Source organism: Inquilinus sp. CA228 (assembly GCF_052078665.1).
GTDB lineage: Bacteria > Pseudomonadota > Alphaproteobacteria > DSM-16000 > Inquilinaceae > Inquilinus.
Genome location: NZ_JBQJIK010000009.1, coordinates 54,722 through 70,375, shown reverse-complemented (window position 1 = coordinate 70,375; position 15,654 = coordinate 54,722). Strand labels below are relative to the sequence as shown.

Genomic DNA, 15,654 nt, shown 5'->3' with positions numbered 1-15,654 from the left:
GCCAATCGATGAGGCTATCGATAGTCAACCGCCCGTGCCTTGTCCATGCCGGCGGGTGGGGTTGTCAGACAAGATGCTTCCGCAGCGCCGCGACCACGTCGTCCCGGGCTTCGCGGGCGCGGGACAGCAGGCGGGTCTGCGCCAGGAAGCCATGCGGCATGTCGGGATAGACCTTGAGGCTGTGCGGCGCGCCGATCCGGCTCAGCCGCTGGTCCAGGGCGAGCGTGTCGTCGAGCAGCGGGTCCAGCGCGGCGGCGAGCAGCAGCAGCGGCGGCAGCCCGCCGAGATCGGCGGTCAGCGGCGCCGCCTGGGGATCGTCGCGCAGCGCCGGGTCGGGCAGGTACTGGGTCCAGAACCAGTCCAGCTTGGCGGTCGACAGGCCGTAGCGGCCGTCGCCGAAGTCACGATGCGACGGCGTGTCGTGGTTGGCCGACAGCATGCCGTAGATGAGGGCGCCGAAGCGCGGCAGCGGCTCGCCCAGGTCGCGCAGCCGCAGCAGCGCGGCCAGCGCCAGGTTGCCGCCGGCGGAATCGCCGCCGATGCCGATCCGGCCGGCATCGATGCCCAGCGCCGCCGCGTTGGCGCGCAGCCATTGCACCACGGCGACGGCCTGGTCGCGCGCGGTCGGGAATTTGTGCTCGGGCGCCAGGGCGTAGTCGAGGCCGACCACCACCACCCCGGCGTCGCGCGCCACCTCGCGCTTCCAGCGGTCCAGCGAGTCGATGCCGCCCAGGGCGAAGCCGCCGCCATGCGCGTGCAGATAGGCCGGCAGCGGCCCGGCTGCGCCGTCGGGGTAGTACAGCCGCACGCGCACCGGCACCGGCAGGTCGGACAGGACATGCTCCTCGACGCGGGCCAGCGGCGGCGCGTCCTGGTTCAGGAAGGCCTGCAGCGTCAGGGCATGGCCGCGGGCGACGACCAGCGGCGTCGCCAGCACATCGGCCTGGACGATGCCGCTCTCGCGCAGCAGCGCCTGGCCGGCGAGGAATTCGGGGGCGAGGCCCGGCGGGGTCAAGGCATCCGGCATGGCGGGACCTCAGTCGTCAGCGTGGCAGGGGGCGCCGGACGAAGGCCCGGACCCGGTCCAGCAGCCGCGGCCCGGCCGGCCGTGCCCGGCATGGCGGCTCGGCTTGGTCGTCGGGCCGCTCGGGCAACCGGCTCTCCAGCGTGTGGATCAGCCAACCGATCGTGTCCATGGGCCCTCCGAACTTCGGGATGTCAGAAATTCTCCACCCAGGGCCGCAGCTCGATCTCCCAGCTCCAGGCGCTGCGCGGCTGGCGCAGCAGGTCGAGATAGCTCTGGGCGATGGCGTCGGGGTCGAGCGTGCTGTCCGGCTTGGCAGGCGGGTCCTCGCGCCCGGCCTCGCGGATCTGGCCGTCGATCACGACATGGGCGACGTGGATGCCCTGCGGCGACAGCTCCCGCGCCATGCTCTGGGCCAGGCCGCGCAGCGCGAACTTGCCCATGGCGAAGGGGGCGGAGCGGGCATAGCCCTTGACGCTGGCCGAGGCGCCGGTGAACAGGATGGCGCCGCGCCGCTTCGGCAGCATCCTTCGGGCCGCCTGCTGCCCGACCAGGAAGCCGCCGAAGGCCGTCACCGCCAGCACCCGCTGCACCTCGGCCGGGTTCAAATCGGCCAGCGGGCCGCGCAGCCGGCCGCTGGCGTTGTAGACCACCACGTCCGGGTCGCCGAAGCGCTGCTGCACCGCGTCGAACAGCCCGGCCACCGCCTGGGCGTCCGACGCGTCGGCGGCAAAGGCGGCGGCGCCGGTCTCCTCCAGCAGCGGCTTCAGCTTGTCGGTGTCGCGCGCGGCGACGGCGACGCGCATTCCCTGGCGGCTCAACAGCCGGGCCAGCGAGGCGCTGAGCCCGCTGCCGGTGCCGACGATCAGGGCGGTCTTGTAGTTCTCGCGGCTCATGGCTGTCCTCAGGACCGGGATGGCTGCGCCGGATGCGGCTCCACCTTTCCTATCATGTCGTCGGCAACGTCCACAGCCGCAAGGCCGATGTCAGGTCGGCCGGATCGCGCCATAGGCGCCGCGCCAGTACAGCAGGGGATCTGTGCCCCCGGCGCCGTGCAGCGCCCGCACCCGGCCGATCAGGATGGCGTGGGAGTGGCGGTCGATCCGCTCCTCCAGCTCGCAGTCGAAGGCGACCAGCGCGTCGGCCAGGATCGGCGCGCCGCTGGCCAGCTGGATCCAGCGGGCGCCGGCGAAGCGGGCCTCGCCCTTCTCGCCGTTGCGGCCGGCGAAGCGGTCGGCGACCGGCTGCTGCGACGCCGCCAGCACGTTGATGCCGAAATGCGCGTGCCGGACCAGCAGCGGCCAGGCCGAGGCCGAGCGGTTGACGCAGACCAGCACGGTCGGCGGGTCGGCCGACAGCGACACCACCGAGGTCGCGGTCAGGCCGTTGCGCTCCGTGCCCAGCCCGGCGGTGACGATGCTGACCGCCCCCGCCAAATGGCGCATGGCGCCGCGGAAGGCGTCGTTGGTCACCGGAGGATGGCGTTCCTCCCAGGGTTCCAGGCCGGCCGCGGCGAAGGCGAGAAGGCTGTCGAGGCTCATTTCCCGGCCAGCTCCGCCAGCACCGGGTCGTTGAACGACCGGTCGAGGACGGCGTTCGCGTCCAGCTCGGTCTGGATCAGCCCGGCGCGGAAATAGAGGTCGATGGTCTGCTGCTCGTCGGCGGCCACGGTGTCGTCGATCGCCACCGGCCGCACGGCCTGGCGCGACAGATACTGCAGCGCCACCTCCTGCGGCAGGCCGACCAGCTTGCTCCAGATCTCGGCATAGGCCGGGTAGTTGCTGGTGCCCCAGCTCCGCGCCTTCGCCAGCCGGCCGACGAAATCCCGCAGCGCCGCGCGCTTGGCCTCGATCGCATCCGGCCGGGCGACCAGGAAGCTCAGTCCCGGCGTGATGCCCACGCCGGTGACGACCCGCCGCGCCCCCTCCTGCAGCTCCAGCTGCGAGGTGTAGGGCTCCCAGGTCGACCAGCCGTCGATGGCGCCGCTGGACAGTGCGGCCTTGGCCTCGGCCGGCAGCAGGAAGACGATGGTGACCGCGTCCGGCTTCAGCCCGGCCTGCTCCAGCGCCGCCAGGATCAGCTGGTGGCCGATCGAGCCGCGGCCGGTGCCGACGGTCTTGCCGACCAGGTCCTGCAGCCCCTGCACCGGCGAGTCCTTGGGCACGACGATGGCCAGGCCGTCCTGCTTCGACCGGATCGCGGCGATCGCCTTGACCGGCACCCCCGCGGCGGCGGCGAAGGTGAAGGGCGCGTCGCCGACGCTGCCGGCATCGATGGCATCGGCGTTCAGCGCCTCCAGCAGCGGGGCGGCGGCCGGGAACTCGCTCCATTCGACCCGGTAGGGCAGGTCGGACAGCACGCCCGCCGCCTCCATCACCGACCGGGCGTTGCCCTTCTGGTCGCCGACCCGCAGCACGGTCTCGGCGTTGGCCGCGCCGGTGATCGCCAGGGCCAGGGCGAGCCCGGCCAGGATGCGCTTCATCATCGTCGCCTCACTCCGCCGCCGTCGCATTGGCCCGCGCCCGCTCGGCGACCAGCTTGCGGGTCAGCGGGATCAGCTCGCGGCCGTAGTCGATGGCGTCGTCCAGCGGGTCGAAGCCGCGGATCAGGAAGGTGGTGACGCCGAGGTCGTAATAGTCCAGCAGCGCGTCGGCCACCTGCTCCGGTGTACCAACCAGCGCGGTCGAGTTGCCCTTGGCGCCGGTCAGGGCGGCGATGCCGGTCCACAGCCGCTTGTCCAGGCGCGGGCCCTGGGCGGCCGCTTCCAGCAGGCGCTGCGACCCGGAATTGGCCGGCTCGGTGCTGCGCTTGTAGCCGGTCTTGTCCTGCACCGCGCGCGCCTGCTCCAGAATCGCGTCGGCGCGGGCCCAGGCCTTTTCCTCGGTCTCGGCCAGGATCGGCCGCAGCGACAGGCTGAAGCGCAGCTGCCGCCCGTGCTTCGCCGCCGACGCCCGCACCCGGCCGGTCAGCTCGCGCACCTGGGCGTGGGTCTCGCCCCACAGCGCATAGATGTCGGCATGCTTGCCGGCGACCGCGATCGCCGCGTCGGAGGCGCCGCCGAAATAGACCGGGATGTGCGGCGGCCGCACCGATCTGACGGTCGAGTAGCCGCGTTCGAACCGGTAATGCGCGCCCTCATGGTCGAAGGGCGCGTCGCTGGTCCAGATCTTGCGCAGGATGTCGAGATACTCGTCGGTGCGGGCGTAGCGCTCGTCTTTGGTCAGGAAGTCGCCGTCCTGGCGCAGCTCGGCGTCGTCGCCGCCGGTGATGATGTGCACGGCGACCCGGCCGCCGGTCAGCTGGTCCAGCGTCGCGAACTGCCGCGCCGCCAGGGTCGGGGCGGTGAAGCCCGGCCGGTGCGCGATCATCAGCCCCAGCTTCTCGGTCACCGCGGCGGCGTGGCCGGCGATCAGGATGCTTTCCGGCGAGGTCGAGTGGAAGGCGACCAGGGCCCGGTCGAAGCCGGCGGCCTCATGCGCCCGGGCGACCGTCTCGATATAGGGCACGTCGATCACCGGCCCGCTGGCGGGGCGGGTCTCGGAGAAGTCGCGGGTGCCGATGAAACCGATGAATTCGACGCTCATGGCGAAATCCTCGAAGCGATGTCAGAGGCCGAGGGCGAGGCGCCCGGCGGTCAGGCGGATGGAATCGTCCTGCGGCGTGTGGATGCGGGCGCACAGCACGTCGCGGTAATGCCGCTCCAGCGGGTTGGCGCGGGCCAGGCCGGGATTGCCGGTCAGCCGCACCGCGGTCTCGACCGCGGCGATGGCATTGCCGGTGACCGTCAGCTTGATGATGCCGCTCTCGGTCGGCGCCGGCGGGCGACCGTCATCGACATCGCGCGCGGCGCTGGCGATCAGCTGGGCGTTGACGGCGAGCAGGGCCTCGATCTCGCCGACCGCGTCCTGCATCCGCGACAGCGTGGCCAGCGGCGCGCCGAGATTGGCCGGCGTGCGGGTCTTCAGGAAGCTCACGAACCAGTCGCGCGCCGACCGGGCGACGCCGTTATAGAGGGCGCCGATCAGCAGGGCGCTCCAGGCCGATTTGATTGGCTCCGGCGTCCGCCAGGCCTCGGGCGGGCGCAGGTCGACAGCGTGGTCGAGCGGCACCAGCACGTCCTCGAGAATGACGTCGTGGCTGTTGGTGGCGCGCATGCCGAGCTGGTCCCAGCTTTCAACGACGCGGATGCCCGGCGTGTTCGCCGGGACCAGGATCGTGCCGACGCGCGGCTCGGCCTCGTCGGTCACGGCCCAGACCGCCAGCCAGGACAGGATCGGGATGCCGGTGGCGAAGATCTTGTGGCCGGAGACGCGCCAGCCTTCCGGTGTCCGCCGGGCGATCGTCGCCGGCAGGCCACCGCGGGCAGGGGTGCCCAGCTCGGGCTCCACCCTCAGCGCATTGATCAGCGACACGCCGGCCGCGGCCTCGCGGCCCAGCCGCTCCGCCAGCGGCGCCGGCCAGCCGCGCTCCTCCATCGAGGCGTGCTGCAGGTACTGCATCGACAGCACCAGGGCGGTGGACGGCTCGCCCCGGGCGATGCCGCCGACCGCCAGCGTCGCATCCTGCAGCCCGCCGCCCTGGCCGCCATAGCGGCGCGGCGTGATCAGGGCCAGGAGGCCCGCCTCGGCCAGCCGGTCGAAATTGGCGAAGGGGAAGGCGCCGCTGCGGTCGTGCTCCGCCGCCGTCTGGGAGAACTCCGTGGCCAGGGCGGCCACGGTCTCCGCCAGGGTCGGCGGCGCCCCAACACTATGCAGGGGGACGCTGCGCAGCGGCTGGTCCGGTCGGGCCATGGCCTCAGGCGCCGACAGGGGACGGGGCGCCGTGCCCGGCCGGGACCGGGCGGCTCGCCGGACGAGGGGCGGCCGGCACGGCCTCGCCCTCGAACTCGTCGACGCCGAGATCGGCCAGCAGCCGGGTGCGCAGCCGGACGAAGTCGGGGTCGCCATGACGCCGCGGCCGGTCCAGCGTGATCGGGATGTCGGTGGCGATGCGGCCCTCGGCCAGCACCAGCACGCGGTCGGCCAGCAACAGCGCCTCGTCGACGTCGTGGGTGACCAGCAGCACCGCCGGGCGATGCGCCTGCCACAGCGACCCGACCAGCCCCTGCATCTTCATCCGGGTCAGGGCGTCCAGCGCGGCGAAGGGCTCGTCCAGCAGCAGCAGCCGCGGCTCGCGCACCAGCGCCCGAGCCAGGGCGGTGCGCGAGGCCTCGCCGCCCGACAGGGTCAGCGGCCAGGCGTCGATCCGGTGCGACAGCCCGACCTCCTGCAGCGCCGCGACGGCGCGGTCGCGCGCATCCGGCCCGTGCAGGCCCAGCGCGACGTTGCGCCAGACGCTCTTCCACGGCAGCAGCCGCGGCTCCTGGAACACCACGGTGCGCTCCGACGGCACGCTGACGGTGCCGGCCGGGGCTGGGTCGAGGCCGGCCAGGGTGCGCAGCAGCGTCGACTTGCCGGAGCCGCTGCGGCCCAGCAGGGCGACGAAGGCGCCGTCGGGGATGTCGAGGTCGAGCCCGTCGAGGATGTTGGGGCCGCCGAAGGACCGGGTCAGCCCGCGGATGCGGACGACGTCCGGGCGGTCCTGGGTGGCAGGTTCGGCGTCGGCCTGGTGCCGGGCGGCGGAGAGGGGCACGGGGCTCACTCCTTCACGAAGCTGGGGCGCCAGCGCAGCACGCTGCGCTCGATCCCGCGGACGAGCTGGTCGGCGCCGAGGCCGAGCAGGGCGTAGACGATCAGGCCGACGAAGATGATGTCGGTGCGCAGGAAGTCGCGCGCCGTCATCACCAGGTAGCCGATGCCGCTGGAGGCGTTGATCTGCTCGCCGATCACCAGGCTGAGCCAGGCCGAGCCGAGCGAGTAGCGCAGGCCGACCAGGGCCGAGGGCAGGGCGCCCGGCAGGATCACCTGGCGCACCAGCTCGCCCTGCGACAGGCCGAACACGCTGGCGGCCTCGACCAGCTTGGCGTCGACGCCGCGGATGCCGGCGAACAGCGTCAGGTAGATCGGGAAGGCGGAGCCGAGCGCGACCAGCGCGATCTTCGGCGTCTCGCCGATGCCGAACCACAGGATGAACAGCGGCACCAGGGCCAGGAAGGGCAGGGTGCGCAGCATCTGCATGGTGGCGTCGACCAGGTCCTCGCCGCGCCGCGACAGCCCGGCCACCAGCGCCAGCGCGGCGCCGGTCGAGACGCCGATCAGCAGGCCGGCGGTGACCCGGCCGAGCGAGACCAGCAGGTGCTGCAGCAGCTCGCCGGAGGCCAGCAGCGTCCAGAAGGTGGCGATGATGGTCGCCGGCGAGGCGATCGACCGGGCCGGGATCAGCCCGGCCGAGGAGCCGGCCTGCCATAGCAGCACGATCACCAGCGGCGGGATGAAGCGGCGGAACCGCTCGATCCGGAAGCCGCCGGCAGGCTGGGTCAGCGAAAGGGTGGCCAAGGCGATGTCCTGTTGCCGGGATGCGGGAAGGCGACAGCGGGCGTCACCGATATGTAGATAATGACTGACGATATTTCTCAGTCAATGTGATTCTGAAGTTAATATCTAAAAATACATGTATAATATGTAGCACGTTGATTCGATGAGATTCTGTGCCAGGCATCGATGCCGGATGGGCCGTCTCGGCCGCCGCCGCATGGCAGCGATGCCGGATAATTAAACATGAGTAATTTGTTTTGACGGCGCTTTGGCCGGTATCACAATGGCCTTTCGCGATCAGCCGAAGCCAGTCGTCCGGACCGCCCATGGAGTCGACATGACCAGCCCCAACGGCCGCGTGGCCGAGCACGACATCGATGCCCTGTTCCTGCGGCGCTGGTCGCCGCGCGCCTTCACCGAGGAGGCGATCCCGGAGGCGGAGCTGCTGCGCTGCTTCGAGGCGGCGCGCTGGGCGCCCTCGGCCTTCAACTCACAGCCCTGGCACTTCATCTATGCCCGCCGCGGCAGCGAGCGCTGGCCGGTCTTCCTCGACATCCTGAACGAATGGAACCGCGGCTGGGCGCAGCACGCGGCGGCGCTGGTGATCGTGACGTCGAAGGCGAAGTTCGACCAGCCCGGCAAGGGCGAGACCCCGCTTCTCACCCACTCCTTCGACGCCGGCGCCGCCTGGTCGAACTTCGCCCTGCAGGCCCTGCTGTCCGGCTGGCACACCCACGGCATGTCCGGCTTCGACCGCGACAAGGCGCGCAGCCTGCTGGGCCTGCCGCCGGAGTATGGGGCCGACGCCGCCATCGCCATCGGCCGGCTCGGCGACAAGACGACCCTGCCGGAGAAGCTGCGGGAACGCGAGGTGCCCAGCGGCCGCAAGCCCCTGAGCAGCATCGTCTCGCAGGGGGCCTTCCGAGGCGAATAGGGGCTGGCCGCTGCGCCGGCCCGCCCCCCTTCCTGTCATTGCCGGGCTTGACCCGGCAATCCAGTCTTTGTCGACAGTCTCTGGATGCCCGGGTCAAGCCCGGGCATGACAGAATTAAAATTAACATAATAGTATTGTTCTAAATTTCAGTTTGACTCATATGAATTTGTATATTCACATAATCCACATCGAATCCCGGCATTGCCGCGTCCCACGCTCACCGAAGGAGCGCCCGTGCCCATCATCCTCTCGCGCCGCTCGCTATTGGCCGGCAGCGCCGGCTTCCTGGCGCTGGCGCCCGGCCTCTCCCGCGCCGAAGCCGGCATCACCCTGCGCGCCGCCAAGTACAAGGGGCGCGAGGACAACCTGCTGCGCGCGGCCGGGCAGCTCGACACGCCCTATGCGCTGACCTTCGGCGAGTTCGCCTCCGGCAACGTCATCGTCGAGGCAATGAATGCCGGCGCCATCGATGTCGGGTCGATGAGCGAGATCCCGCCGGTCTTCGCCGCCGCCTCCGGCGCCCGGATCAAGGCGGTCGCGATCATCGCCGACGACGTCAACAACCAGGTCGTCCTGGTGCCGAAGGACAGCCCGATCCGCAGCCCGGCCGACCTCGCCGGCAAGCGCGTCGGCTATGTCCGCGCCACCACCACCCAGTACTATCTGGCGCGGATCCTGAAGGCAGCCGGCCTGTCCTTCGCCGACATCACCGGCGTGCCGCTGACCCCGGCCGACGGTCGCGCCGCCTTCGACCAGGGCGCGATCGATGCCTGGGCGATCTACGGCTACTCCGTGCCGATCACCATCGCCGCCTCCGGCGCCCGGGTGCTGGTCACCGCCAACGGCTATCTTTCCGGCAACTACATCTACGCCGCCCGGGCCGAGGCTCTGGACGACCCGCAACTGTCGGCCGCGATCGGCGACTACCTGCTGCGCATCAAGCGGGCCTGGGCCTGGCAGCAGGCCCATATCGAGGACTGGGCGACGATCTTCAGCGGCGCCATCGGCGTGCCGCGCGACATCGTGCTGGGCCAGCTGCGCAATGCCAGCCAGCCCAACGACCTGAAGCCGGTGACCGACGAATCCGTCGCCTCGGTCCAGGCCGTCGCCGACACCTTCATCGAGCTCGGGCTGGTGCCCGGCCCGATCGACGTCGCCCCCCTGTTCGACCGCCGCTACGGCGAGCTGCTGGCCAAGAGCGCCTGACCCCCCTTGCGAGGACCGACCCCATGAGCCAAGCCACCGTCGCCACCCGGGCCCGGGATTTCTTCGTCCTGCCGCAGCACAATTCGCTGGAGGCGGAGCGGCTGCACCGCAAGCAGCGCCTGGCCGCCGCCTTCCGCATCTTCGCCCGCCGCGGCTTCGACCAGGGACTGGCCGGCCACATCACGGCGCGGGACCCGGAGCTGACCGACCATTTCTGGGTCAATCCGCTGGGCAAGCATTTCGGCCAGATCCGCGTCTCCGACCTGCAGCTGGTCAACGAGCATGGCGAGATCGTCGAGGGCGACCAGCCGATCAACGAGGCCGCCTTCGTCATCCATGCCGCGATCCACAAGGCGCGGCCGGACGTGGTCGCCGCCGCCCACACCCATTCGACCTATGGCAAGGCGTGGTCGACCCTCGGCCGGCTGCTGGACCCGATCACCCAGGATTCCTGCACCTTCTATGGCGATCACGGCCTCTACGGCGAATTCCACGGCGTGGTGCTGGAGGCGGAAGAGGGTCAGCGCATCGTCGGGGCGCTGGGCGACCGCAAGGCGGTGATCCTGCAGAATCACGGCTTCCTCACCGCCGGCCCGTCGGTCGAGGCGGCGGCGTGGTGGTACATCGCCATGGACAACGCCGCCCACGCCCAGCTGCTGGCCGAGGCCGCGGGCAAGCCGATCGTGCTCGACCACGAGACGGCGAAATTCACCTACGACCGGATCGGCGGCCCGACCGGCGGCGCGCTCAGCTTCAAGCCGCTGTGGGACTGGATCGTCGCCGCCGAACCCGACCTGCTGGATTGATGCCGATGCGAAAGACCCTCAGCCGCCGCGACCTGTCGCGCCTCGCCCTTGGCCTGCCGCTGCTGGCGCTGGCCCGCCCGGTCCGCGCCGAGGAGACGGCGCTGCAGGTCGGCGACCAGCTGTTCGGCAACCGTTCGGTGATCGAGGTCTCGGGCCAGGCGGAAAACCTGCCCTATGCCATCGACTGGAAGCAGTTCCCAGCCGCCCAGCCGCTGCTCGAGGCGCTGAACGCCGGCGCGCTCGATGTCGGGATGATGGGTGACCTGTCCTTCTTCACCGTCTTCGCCGCCGGGGCGCCGCTGCGCGCCATCGGCGCCTATCGGGCCGATCCGCGCACCCAGGCGATCCTGGTGCGGTCGGACTCGCCGATCCAGGGCGTGCAGGACCTGAAGGGGAAGCGGCCGGCCGGCACCCGCGCCGGCTGGGGCCAGTTCCTGATCCTGGCGACGCTGCAGCGGGCCGGCATCGACCCGTCCGAGGTCGAGATCGTGCTGCTGCCGCCACCGGAGGCGCGGTCGGCGCTGGCGGCCGGCGCGATCGACGCCTGGGCGGTGTGGGAGCCTTATGTCTCGACCGAGATCCTGGAGCGTGGCGCCCGGGTGGTGGCCAACGGGCGCGGCCTGTCGCCGACCATCACCCTGGTCGCCGCCCATGTCGACGCGATCGCGGCCAAGCATGCGGCGCTGCAGGACTTCCTCGGCCGGCTCAGCGCCGGCCGGGCCTGGGTCCGCGCCCATCCGGCCGAATACGCCCGCTATTACGCCGGTCTGTCGAAGATCCCGGAGCCGGTGGTGCAGCGGTCGACCGAGCAGCAGCAGGTCGGCTTCGTCGCCCTCGACGATGCGGTGGTGGCCGAGCTGCAGCGCGCCGCCGACCTGACGGTCGAGTTCGGCATCCTGCGCGACCGGGTCGACGTCGCCAGCACCATCGACCGCAGCTTCAGCGCGGTCTGATCGGCTCCGTCGGGGGGACGGGGGAGGGGAGGAAGGCCCGGCCAAGGGGGGACCCTCGGCCGGGCCTTTCCATCAGCTGCGTCCGTCGATCCCGGCGGCCTCGGCGGCCAGGCCGATCGCCAGCAGCCGGGACTCGTCGCCGGCGGGGGCGGAGAGCAGCAGGCTGGTCGGCAGGCCGCGCCCGTCGAGGCCGGTCGGCAGGGCCAGGCCGCACATGGTCAGGATGTTGCCAATCATGGTGTTGCGCAGGGTGCGCAGGTTGACCTGGTGGTACAGGTCGATATCGGCCTCCAGCGGCGCGATCTCCGGCGCCGCATGCGCCACGGTGGGGAAGGCCAGCAGGGCGCCGTCCAGCTCGGCCGCCAGCGCCGCGGTCAGCCGCTTGCGCATGGCCTGGATCGCCAGCAGGTCCAGCGCCGTCATCCGCTTGCCGGCGCCGATGCGGGAGGTGATGCGCGGGTCGACGCGCGCCGCATCCGGCCCCTCCATCAGCTCGCGGTGGAAGGCATAGGCTTCCGCGGCCGTCAGCGAGCCATGGGCGGCGCCGACCGCCATCACCTCGTCGAAGATCGCGATGCGCCGCCGCTCGATCGTCGCCCCGCCGACGGCGAGCACGGCCAGCGCCCGTTCGAAATTGGCGACGACGCCGTCCTCGGCGTGGTCGAACACGATGGTCTCCGGCACCACCAGGCGCAGCCCGGACAAGTCCGCGCGGCGGATGTCGGTGGCGACGGCGCCGCGCAGCGCGGCGTCCAGCAGGATGCAGTCCTCCACCGTCCGGGCCAGCGGGCCGATCGTATCCAGGGTCTGCGACAGCGGGTAGACGCCGCTCTTGTCGATCCGGCCCTCCGAGGTCTTCAGGCCCACCAGCCCGTTGAAGGCGGCGGGGATGCGCACCGACCCGCCGGTGTCGCTGCCGATGGCGCAGGGCGCGAGGCCGCGCGCCACCGCGACGGCGGAGCCGGAGGAGGAGCCGCCGGGCGCCCGCGGCGTGGCCGCGTCGAACGGGTTCAGCGGCGTGCCGTAATGCGGGTTCAGCCCAAGGCCGGAATAGGCGAATTCGCTGAGATTGGTCTTGCCCAGGCTGACCATGCCGGCGGCGGCCAGGTGGCGGGCGATCGGCGCGTCGGCCTTGGCCGGCAGGGCGTTCCGCAGCACCTCGGCCCCGGCGGTGGTGACGGTGCCCTCCAGGTCGACCAGGTCTTTCCAGGCGACCGGCACGCCGTCCAGCGGCCCCAGCGGCCGGCCGGCGCGGTAGCGCTTGTAGCTGGCCTCCGCCTCGCGCCGCGCCCGCTCCTCGGTCAGCAGCAGGAAGATCGCCTTGTCCGGGCAGGCGCGGATGCGGTCGAGGAAGAACTCGGTCACGGCCACCGGGTCGATGGTGCCGGAGAGGTAGCGGCGGCCGAGGGCGGCGGCGGAGATCTGGGACAGGTCGGTCACGGGCGATGATTCCACGGCCCCGGGTCCCCGTCGCCCCGGCGGGCCGCCAGCCGGGCGCGATCCGCTACTCGACCAGCCGGCGCAGCGTTTGTCGATACCGCTTTCGCGGGTTCAGCCAGTCCGCGGCAACAGCACCTGGCCGGTGATCGTGCCCTCCACCGCCTCGACATAGGCGCGGGCGACATTGGCCGCGGGCGTCCCGCCGTCCCGTCCCATCGCCTGCAGCGTCTCGCGCACCCAGCCGGGGCTGACGGCGTTGACCCGCAGGCCGCGCGGCAGCTCCAGCGCCGCGGTGCGGACGAAGGCCTCCAGCCCGGCATTGACCAGCGCGCCGAAGGCGGCGCCTTCCATCGGCGGGTCGAAGGTCCCGGCGGTCAGGGTGACCGAGCCGCCGTCGCGCAGTTGCGGCAGGGCCAGCCGCAGCAGCGCCACCTGGCCCAGAAGCTTGCCCTGCAGCCCCTGCAGGAAGGCCTCGTCCGGCGCGTCCAGCGGCGTCATCCGGGCGCTGGCGGCGCAGCACACCACCGCGTCGACCGGGCCGGCCGCCGCCAGCAGCGCCGCGATCGAGGCCGGGTCTTCCAGGTCGACCGAAGGCGACCCGGACCGCGACGCCCGCACCATTTCGTGCCGCTCCCCCAGCGCCGTCGCGACCGCCGATCCGATCGTGCCGGTGGCGCCGATGACGATGATCCTCATGCCGCCGCTCCCGTTTTCAGGGCAAAGGTCTCGGGGTCGTAATCGTCGAGGCTCGGGAAGCGCAGCGGCTCGGTGGTCGCCAGCGTCAGCAGCCGCTGCCGGTACTGCTCCAGATACGCGCGCCGGCCCTCGTCGCCGATTCGGGCCGGCTGCCAGGCGATGAAGGGCGGCAGCACGTCGAAGCCGGTGAAGCGCAGCATGCCGTGCTGGATCGGGTACAGCAGCTGATGGATCTCGCCGTTCAGCCCGTCCGGCCCGTACATGCTGGCGGGACCGCCGACGGTCAGCGACAGCATGGCTCGGCGCCCGGCGAAGCGGCCGCGGTCGTACCACACCCCGCCGCCATAGACGGCACCCATGACGAAGACCCGGTCGACCCAGCCCTTCAGCATCGCCGGCAGCGAGAACCACCACAGCGGGAACTGGAACACCAGCGCGTCGCACCACAGCAGCTTGTCCAGCTCGGCCTGCACCTCCGGGGCGAAGCCGCCGGTGGCGCTGGCATGCGTCTCCTCTTGCTGCTGCCTGAAATACTCAGGGTCCAGCGCGCCGGTGAAGTTGCCGCGGCCGGAGCGCGGGTCCCAGCCCATGGCGGTGAGGTCGGAGACCACCAGCGCGTGCCCGGCCTCGGCCAGACAGCGCCGGGCCGTGCCGGTCAGCGCGCCGTTGAAGCTGCGCGGCTCGGGATGGGCATGGACGATCAGGATCTTCATGGCGGTTTCCTCGGTGTCCTGGCCCCGAGGATGCGGCCTCGCCTGCTTGAAGAGAATGGCCCATAGTCTTCAATAGCTTTGAAGGAAACGGTGCAGAATGCGCGGCAGCGACTATGCCGAGCTGCGGGCCTTCGCCGCGGTGGCGGAGGCGGCGAGCTTTTCCCGCGCTGCCAGGCGCCTCGGGGTCTCGCCCTCGGCGCTCAGCCAGACCCTGCGCGGGCTGGAGGAGCGGCTCGGTGTCCGCCTGCTGAACCGCACCACCCGCAGCGTCACCCCGACCGAGGCGGGCGAGCGCCTGCTGGACCGGCTGCGGCCGCTCTTCACCGAGTTCGACCAGGCGGTGCAGGAGGTGAACCGCTTCCGCGACGCACCCGCCGGCCGGCTGCGCATCAACGTGCCGCGCTTCGCCGCCGCCCATCTGGTCGGCCCGGTGCTGGGCCGGTTCCACCGCGCCCATCCCGGCGTCGAGCTGGAGGTGGTGGTCGACGATACCATCACCGACATCGTCGCCGGCCGCTTCGACGCCGGCATCCGGCTGGGCGAGACGCTGCAGCGCGACATGGTGGCGGTGCCGCTGACCGGTGCGCTGGAGCTGGCGGCGGTGGCGACGCCGGAGTATTTCGCCGAGCACGGCGTGCCGGAGTCGCCGGCCGACCTGCACCGCCATCGCTGCCTGCGCTTCCGCTGGCCGGGCGGCGGCGACCTGTACCGCTGGGAGTTCGAGCAGGGCGGGCAGGAGGTCGTGCTGGCGGTCGACGGGCCGCTGGTGGTCAACGATGCCGCGCTGATGCTGCAGGCGGCGCTGGGCGGCGTTGGCATCGCCTATCTGCTCGACCGCCAGGCGCAGGCCGATGTCGAGGCCGGGCGGCTGCAACGGGTGCTGCGCGACTGGTCGCCGCGCTTTCCGGGCTTCTACCTGTACCACCCCGGCCGCCGGCAGATGCCCCCGGCGCTGCGCGCCTTCATCGAGGTGCTGCGGGGCAACCTGCTCAGCCCGCCTTGGCCAGCGGGGCCGCGGTGAGGTCCTGGCCGGCGGCCCTGGCCGCGAAGGCCTTGCCCCAATGCGACATGGCGCCGACCGCGTCGTTCAGCGTCAGGCCGAACTCGGTCACCGAATACTCCACCCGCGGCGGCACCTCGGCGAAGACCTCGCGGCGGATGATGCCGTCCGCCTCCATTTCGCGCAGCTGCAGGGTCAGGATCCGCTCGCTGATCCCCGGCAGCCGCCGCCGCAGCTCGCCGAATCGGCGGCGGCCGAGATGCAGCTCCCACAGGATGTCGGTCTTCCACTTGCCGCCGATCACCGCCAGGGCGGTGCTCCAGCCGCAGCCGTCGTTCCGTTGCGTCTTCATATCCGCAATACTTACATGAATGTGCGTGACTAATAATAGAGTCAGTACTTGATCAAAGTCAAGTTGATCGTAGATTTCGGATCATCAGGGCCAGTTGAAGATTTCGGCCGCCGCATC

The 15,654-nt window shown here is 71.5% G+C and carries 18 protein-coding genes; 5 read left to right on the top strand and 13 right to left on the bottom strand.

Features of this window, described 5'->3' with window-relative positions; genetic code table 11:
* Window positions 1-64 precede the first annotated feature (64 nt).
* The 9 genes from ACTOWL_RS06125 to ACTOWL_RS06085 all read right to left on the bottom strand — a co-directional run bounded on the left by ACTOWL_RS06125 (window position 65) and on the right by ACTOWL_RS06085 (window position 7,458).
* Window positions 65-1,027 (bottom strand): alpha/beta hydrolase, encoded by a 963-nt coding sequence (locus ACTOWL_RS06125; protein ID WP_441320313.1) that lies wholly within the window; start codon window positions 1,025-1,027, stop codon window positions 65-67.
* 16 nt (window positions 1,028-1,043) lie between these two features.
* Window positions 1,044-1,196 (bottom strand): hypothetical protein, encoded by a 153-nt coding sequence (locus ACTOWL_RS06120; RefSeq protein ID WP_441320312.1) that lies wholly within the window; start codon window positions 1,194-1,196, stop codon window positions 1,044-1,046.
* A 22-nt stretch (window positions 1,197-1,218) separates the two neighbouring features.
* Entirely contained in the window at window positions 1,219-1,920 is a 702-nt protein-coding gene (locus ACTOWL_RS06115; protein ID WP_441320311.1) for an SDR family NAD(P)-dependent oxidoreductase, read from the bottom strand.
* A 90-nt stretch (window positions 1,921-2,010) separates the two neighbouring features.
* Window positions 2,011-2,565 (bottom strand): flavin reductase family protein, encoded by a 555-nt coding sequence (locus ACTOWL_RS06110; RefSeq protein WP_441320310.1) that lies wholly within the window; start codon window positions 2,563-2,565, stop codon window positions 2,011-2,013.
* Entirely contained in the window at window positions 2,562-3,509 is a 948-nt protein-coding gene (locus ACTOWL_RS06105; protein WP_441320309.1) for an ABC transporter substrate-binding protein, read from the bottom strand. The genes ACTOWL_RS06110 and ACTOWL_RS06105 overlap by 4 nt, the downstream gene beginning before the upstream one ends.
* Window positions 3,510-3,516: 7 nt before the next feature.
* On the bottom strand, window positions 3,517-4,608 hold the full coding sequence (locus ACTOWL_RS06100) for an LLM class flavin-dependent oxidoreductase (RefSeq protein WP_441320308.1): 1,092 nt from the start codon (window positions 4,606-4,608) through the stop codon (window positions 3,517-3,519).
* Window positions 4,609-4,629: 21 nt separating this feature from the next.
* Entirely contained in the window at window positions 4,630-5,814 is a 1,185-nt protein-coding gene (locus ACTOWL_RS06095) for an acyl-CoA dehydrogenase family protein (protein ID WP_441320307.1), read from the bottom strand.
* 4 nt (window positions 5,815-5,818) lie between these two features.
* Window positions 5,819-6,655, bottom strand: a complete 837-nt coding sequence (locus ACTOWL_RS06090) for an ABC transporter ATP-binding protein (protein WP_441320306.1) — start codon at window positions 6,653-6,655, stop codon at window positions 5,819-5,821.
* Between the two features lie 5 nt (window positions 6,656-6,660).
* A complete protein-coding gene (locus ACTOWL_RS06085; protein ID WP_441320305.1) occupies window positions 6,661-7,458 on the bottom strand; it encodes an ABC transporter permease subunit in 798 nt (265 codons plus the stop codon).
* A 316-nt stretch (window positions 7,459-7,774) separates the two neighbouring features.
* On the opposite strand from ACTOWL_RS06085, the gene ACTOWL_RS06080 reads away from it, so the two are divergent.
* From ACTOWL_RS06080 to ACTOWL_RS06065, 4 genes are all read left to right on the top strand, one after another.
* Complete coding sequence (locus ACTOWL_RS06080; protein ID WP_441320304.1) at window positions 7,775-8,371, top strand: nitroreductase family protein; 597 nt, start codon at window positions 7,775-7,777, stop codon at window positions 8,369-8,371.
* 234 nt (window positions 8,372-8,605) lie between these two features.
* On the top strand, window positions 8,606-9,577 hold the full coding sequence (locus ACTOWL_RS06075) for an ABC transporter substrate-binding protein (RefSeq protein ID WP_441320303.1): 972 nt from the start codon (window positions 8,606-8,608) through the stop codon (window positions 9,575-9,577).
* Window positions 9,578-9,600: 23 nt separating this feature from the next.
* On the top strand, window positions 9,601-10,383 hold the full coding sequence (locus ACTOWL_RS06070; protein WP_441320302.1) for a class II aldolase/adducin family protein: 783 nt from the start codon (window positions 9,601-9,603) through the stop codon (window positions 10,381-10,383).
* Between the two features lie 5 nt (window positions 10,384-10,388).
* Window positions 10,389-11,336 (top strand): ABC transporter substrate-binding protein, encoded by a 948-nt coding sequence (locus ACTOWL_RS06065; protein ID WP_441320301.1) that lies wholly within the window; start codon window positions 10,389-10,391, stop codon window positions 11,334-11,336.
* 72 nt (window positions 11,337-11,408) lie between these two features.
* Here ACTOWL_RS06065 and ACTOWL_RS06060 read toward each other — a convergent pair whose 3' ends face one another.
* From ACTOWL_RS06060 to ACTOWL_RS06050, 3 genes are all read right to left on the bottom strand, one after another.
* The gene (locus ACTOWL_RS06060) at window positions 11,409-12,776 is read right to left on the bottom strand and encodes an amidase (protein WP_441320300.1); all 1,368 of its coding nucleotides are present in this window, start codon (window positions 12,774-12,776) and stop codon (window positions 11,409-11,411) included.
* Window positions 12,777-12,887: 111 nt separating this feature from the next.
* Window positions 12,888-13,472, bottom strand: a complete 585-nt coding sequence (locus tag ACTOWL_RS06055; protein ID WP_441320299.1) for a short chain dehydrogenase — start codon at window positions 13,470-13,472, stop codon at window positions 12,888-12,890.
* The gene (locus tag ACTOWL_RS06050; protein ID WP_441320298.1) at window positions 13,469-14,185 is read right to left on the bottom strand and encodes an NAD(P)H-dependent oxidoreductase; all 717 of its coding nucleotides are present in this window, start codon (window positions 14,183-14,185) and stop codon (window positions 13,469-13,471) included. Before ACTOWL_RS06050 ends, ACTOWL_RS06055 begins: the two co-directional genes overlap by 4 nt.
* A gap of 97 nt (window positions 14,186-14,282) precedes the next feature.
* On the opposite strand from ACTOWL_RS06050, the gene ACTOWL_RS06045 reads away from it, so the two are divergent.
* Window positions 14,283-15,206, top strand: a complete 924-nt coding sequence (locus tag ACTOWL_RS06045; RefSeq protein WP_441320297.1) for a LysR family transcriptional regulator — start codon at window positions 14,283-14,285, stop codon at window positions 15,204-15,206.
* Here ACTOWL_RS06045 and ACTOWL_RS06040 read toward each other — a convergent pair.
* Complete coding sequence (locus ACTOWL_RS06040) at window positions 15,175-15,537, bottom strand: winged helix-turn-helix transcriptional regulator (protein ID WP_441320296.1); 363 nt, start codon at window positions 15,535-15,537, stop codon at window positions 15,175-15,177. The genes ACTOWL_RS06045 and ACTOWL_RS06040 overlap by 32 nt on opposite strands.
* Window positions 15,538-15,654 lie beyond the last annotated feature (117 nt).

Bases quoted from the DNA above. Each gene is read 5' to 3' on its own strand.
- ACTOWL_RS06125 (WP_441320313.1), bottom strand. From the start codon at position 1,027: ATGCCGGATGCCTTGACCCCGCCGGGCCTCGCCCCCGAATTCCTCGCC.
- ACTOWL_RS06120 (WP_441320312.1), bottom strand. From the start codon at position 1,196: ATGGACACGATCGGTTGGCTGATCCACACGCTGGAGAGCCGGTTGCCC.
- ACTOWL_RS06115 (WP_441320311.1), bottom strand. From the start codon at position 1,920: ATGAGCCGCGAGAACTACAAGACCGCCCTGATCGTCGGCACCGGCAGC.
- ACTOWL_RS06110 (WP_441320310.1), bottom strand. From the start codon at position 2,565: ATGAGCCTCGACAGCCTTCTCGCCTTCGCCGCGGCCGGCCTGGAACCC.
- ACTOWL_RS06105 (WP_441320309.1), bottom strand. From the start codon at position 3,509: ATGATGAAGCGCATCCTGGCCGGGCTCGCCCTGGCCCTGGCGATCACC.
- ACTOWL_RS06100 (WP_441320308.1), bottom strand. From the start codon at position 4,608: ATGAGCGTCGAATTCATCGGTTTCATCGGCACCCGCGACTTCTCCGAG.
- ACTOWL_RS06095 (WP_441320307.1), bottom strand. From the start codon at position 5,814: ATGGCCCGACCGGACCAGCCGCTGCGCAGCGTCCCCCTGCATAGTGTT.
- ACTOWL_RS06080 (WP_441320304.1), top strand. From the start codon at position 7,775: ATGACCAGCCCCAACGGCCGCGTGGCCGAGCACGACATCGATGCCCTG.
- ACTOWL_RS06070 (WP_441320302.1), top strand. From the start codon at position 9,601: ATGAGCCAAGCCACCGTCGCCACCCGGGCCCGGGATTTCTTCGTCCTG.
- ACTOWL_RS06065 (WP_441320301.1), top strand. From the start codon at position 10,389: ATGCGAAAGACCCTCAGCCGCCGCGACCTGTCGCGCCTCGCCCTTGGC.
- ACTOWL_RS06055 (WP_441320299.1), bottom strand. From the start codon at position 13,472: ATGAGGATCATCGTCATCGGCGCCACCGGCACGATCGGATCGGCGGTC.
- ACTOWL_RS06050 (WP_441320298.1), bottom strand. From the start codon at position 14,185: ATGAAGATCCTGATCGTCCATGCCCATCCCGAGCCGCGCAGCTTCAAC.
- ACTOWL_RS06045 (WP_441320297.1), top strand. From the start codon at position 14,283: ATGCGCGGCAGCGACTATGCCGAGCTGCGGGCCTTCGCCGCGGTGGCG.
- ACTOWL_RS06040 (WP_441320296.1), bottom strand. From the start codon at position 15,537: ATGAAGACGCAACGGAACGACGGCTGCGGCTGGAGCACCGCCCTGGCG.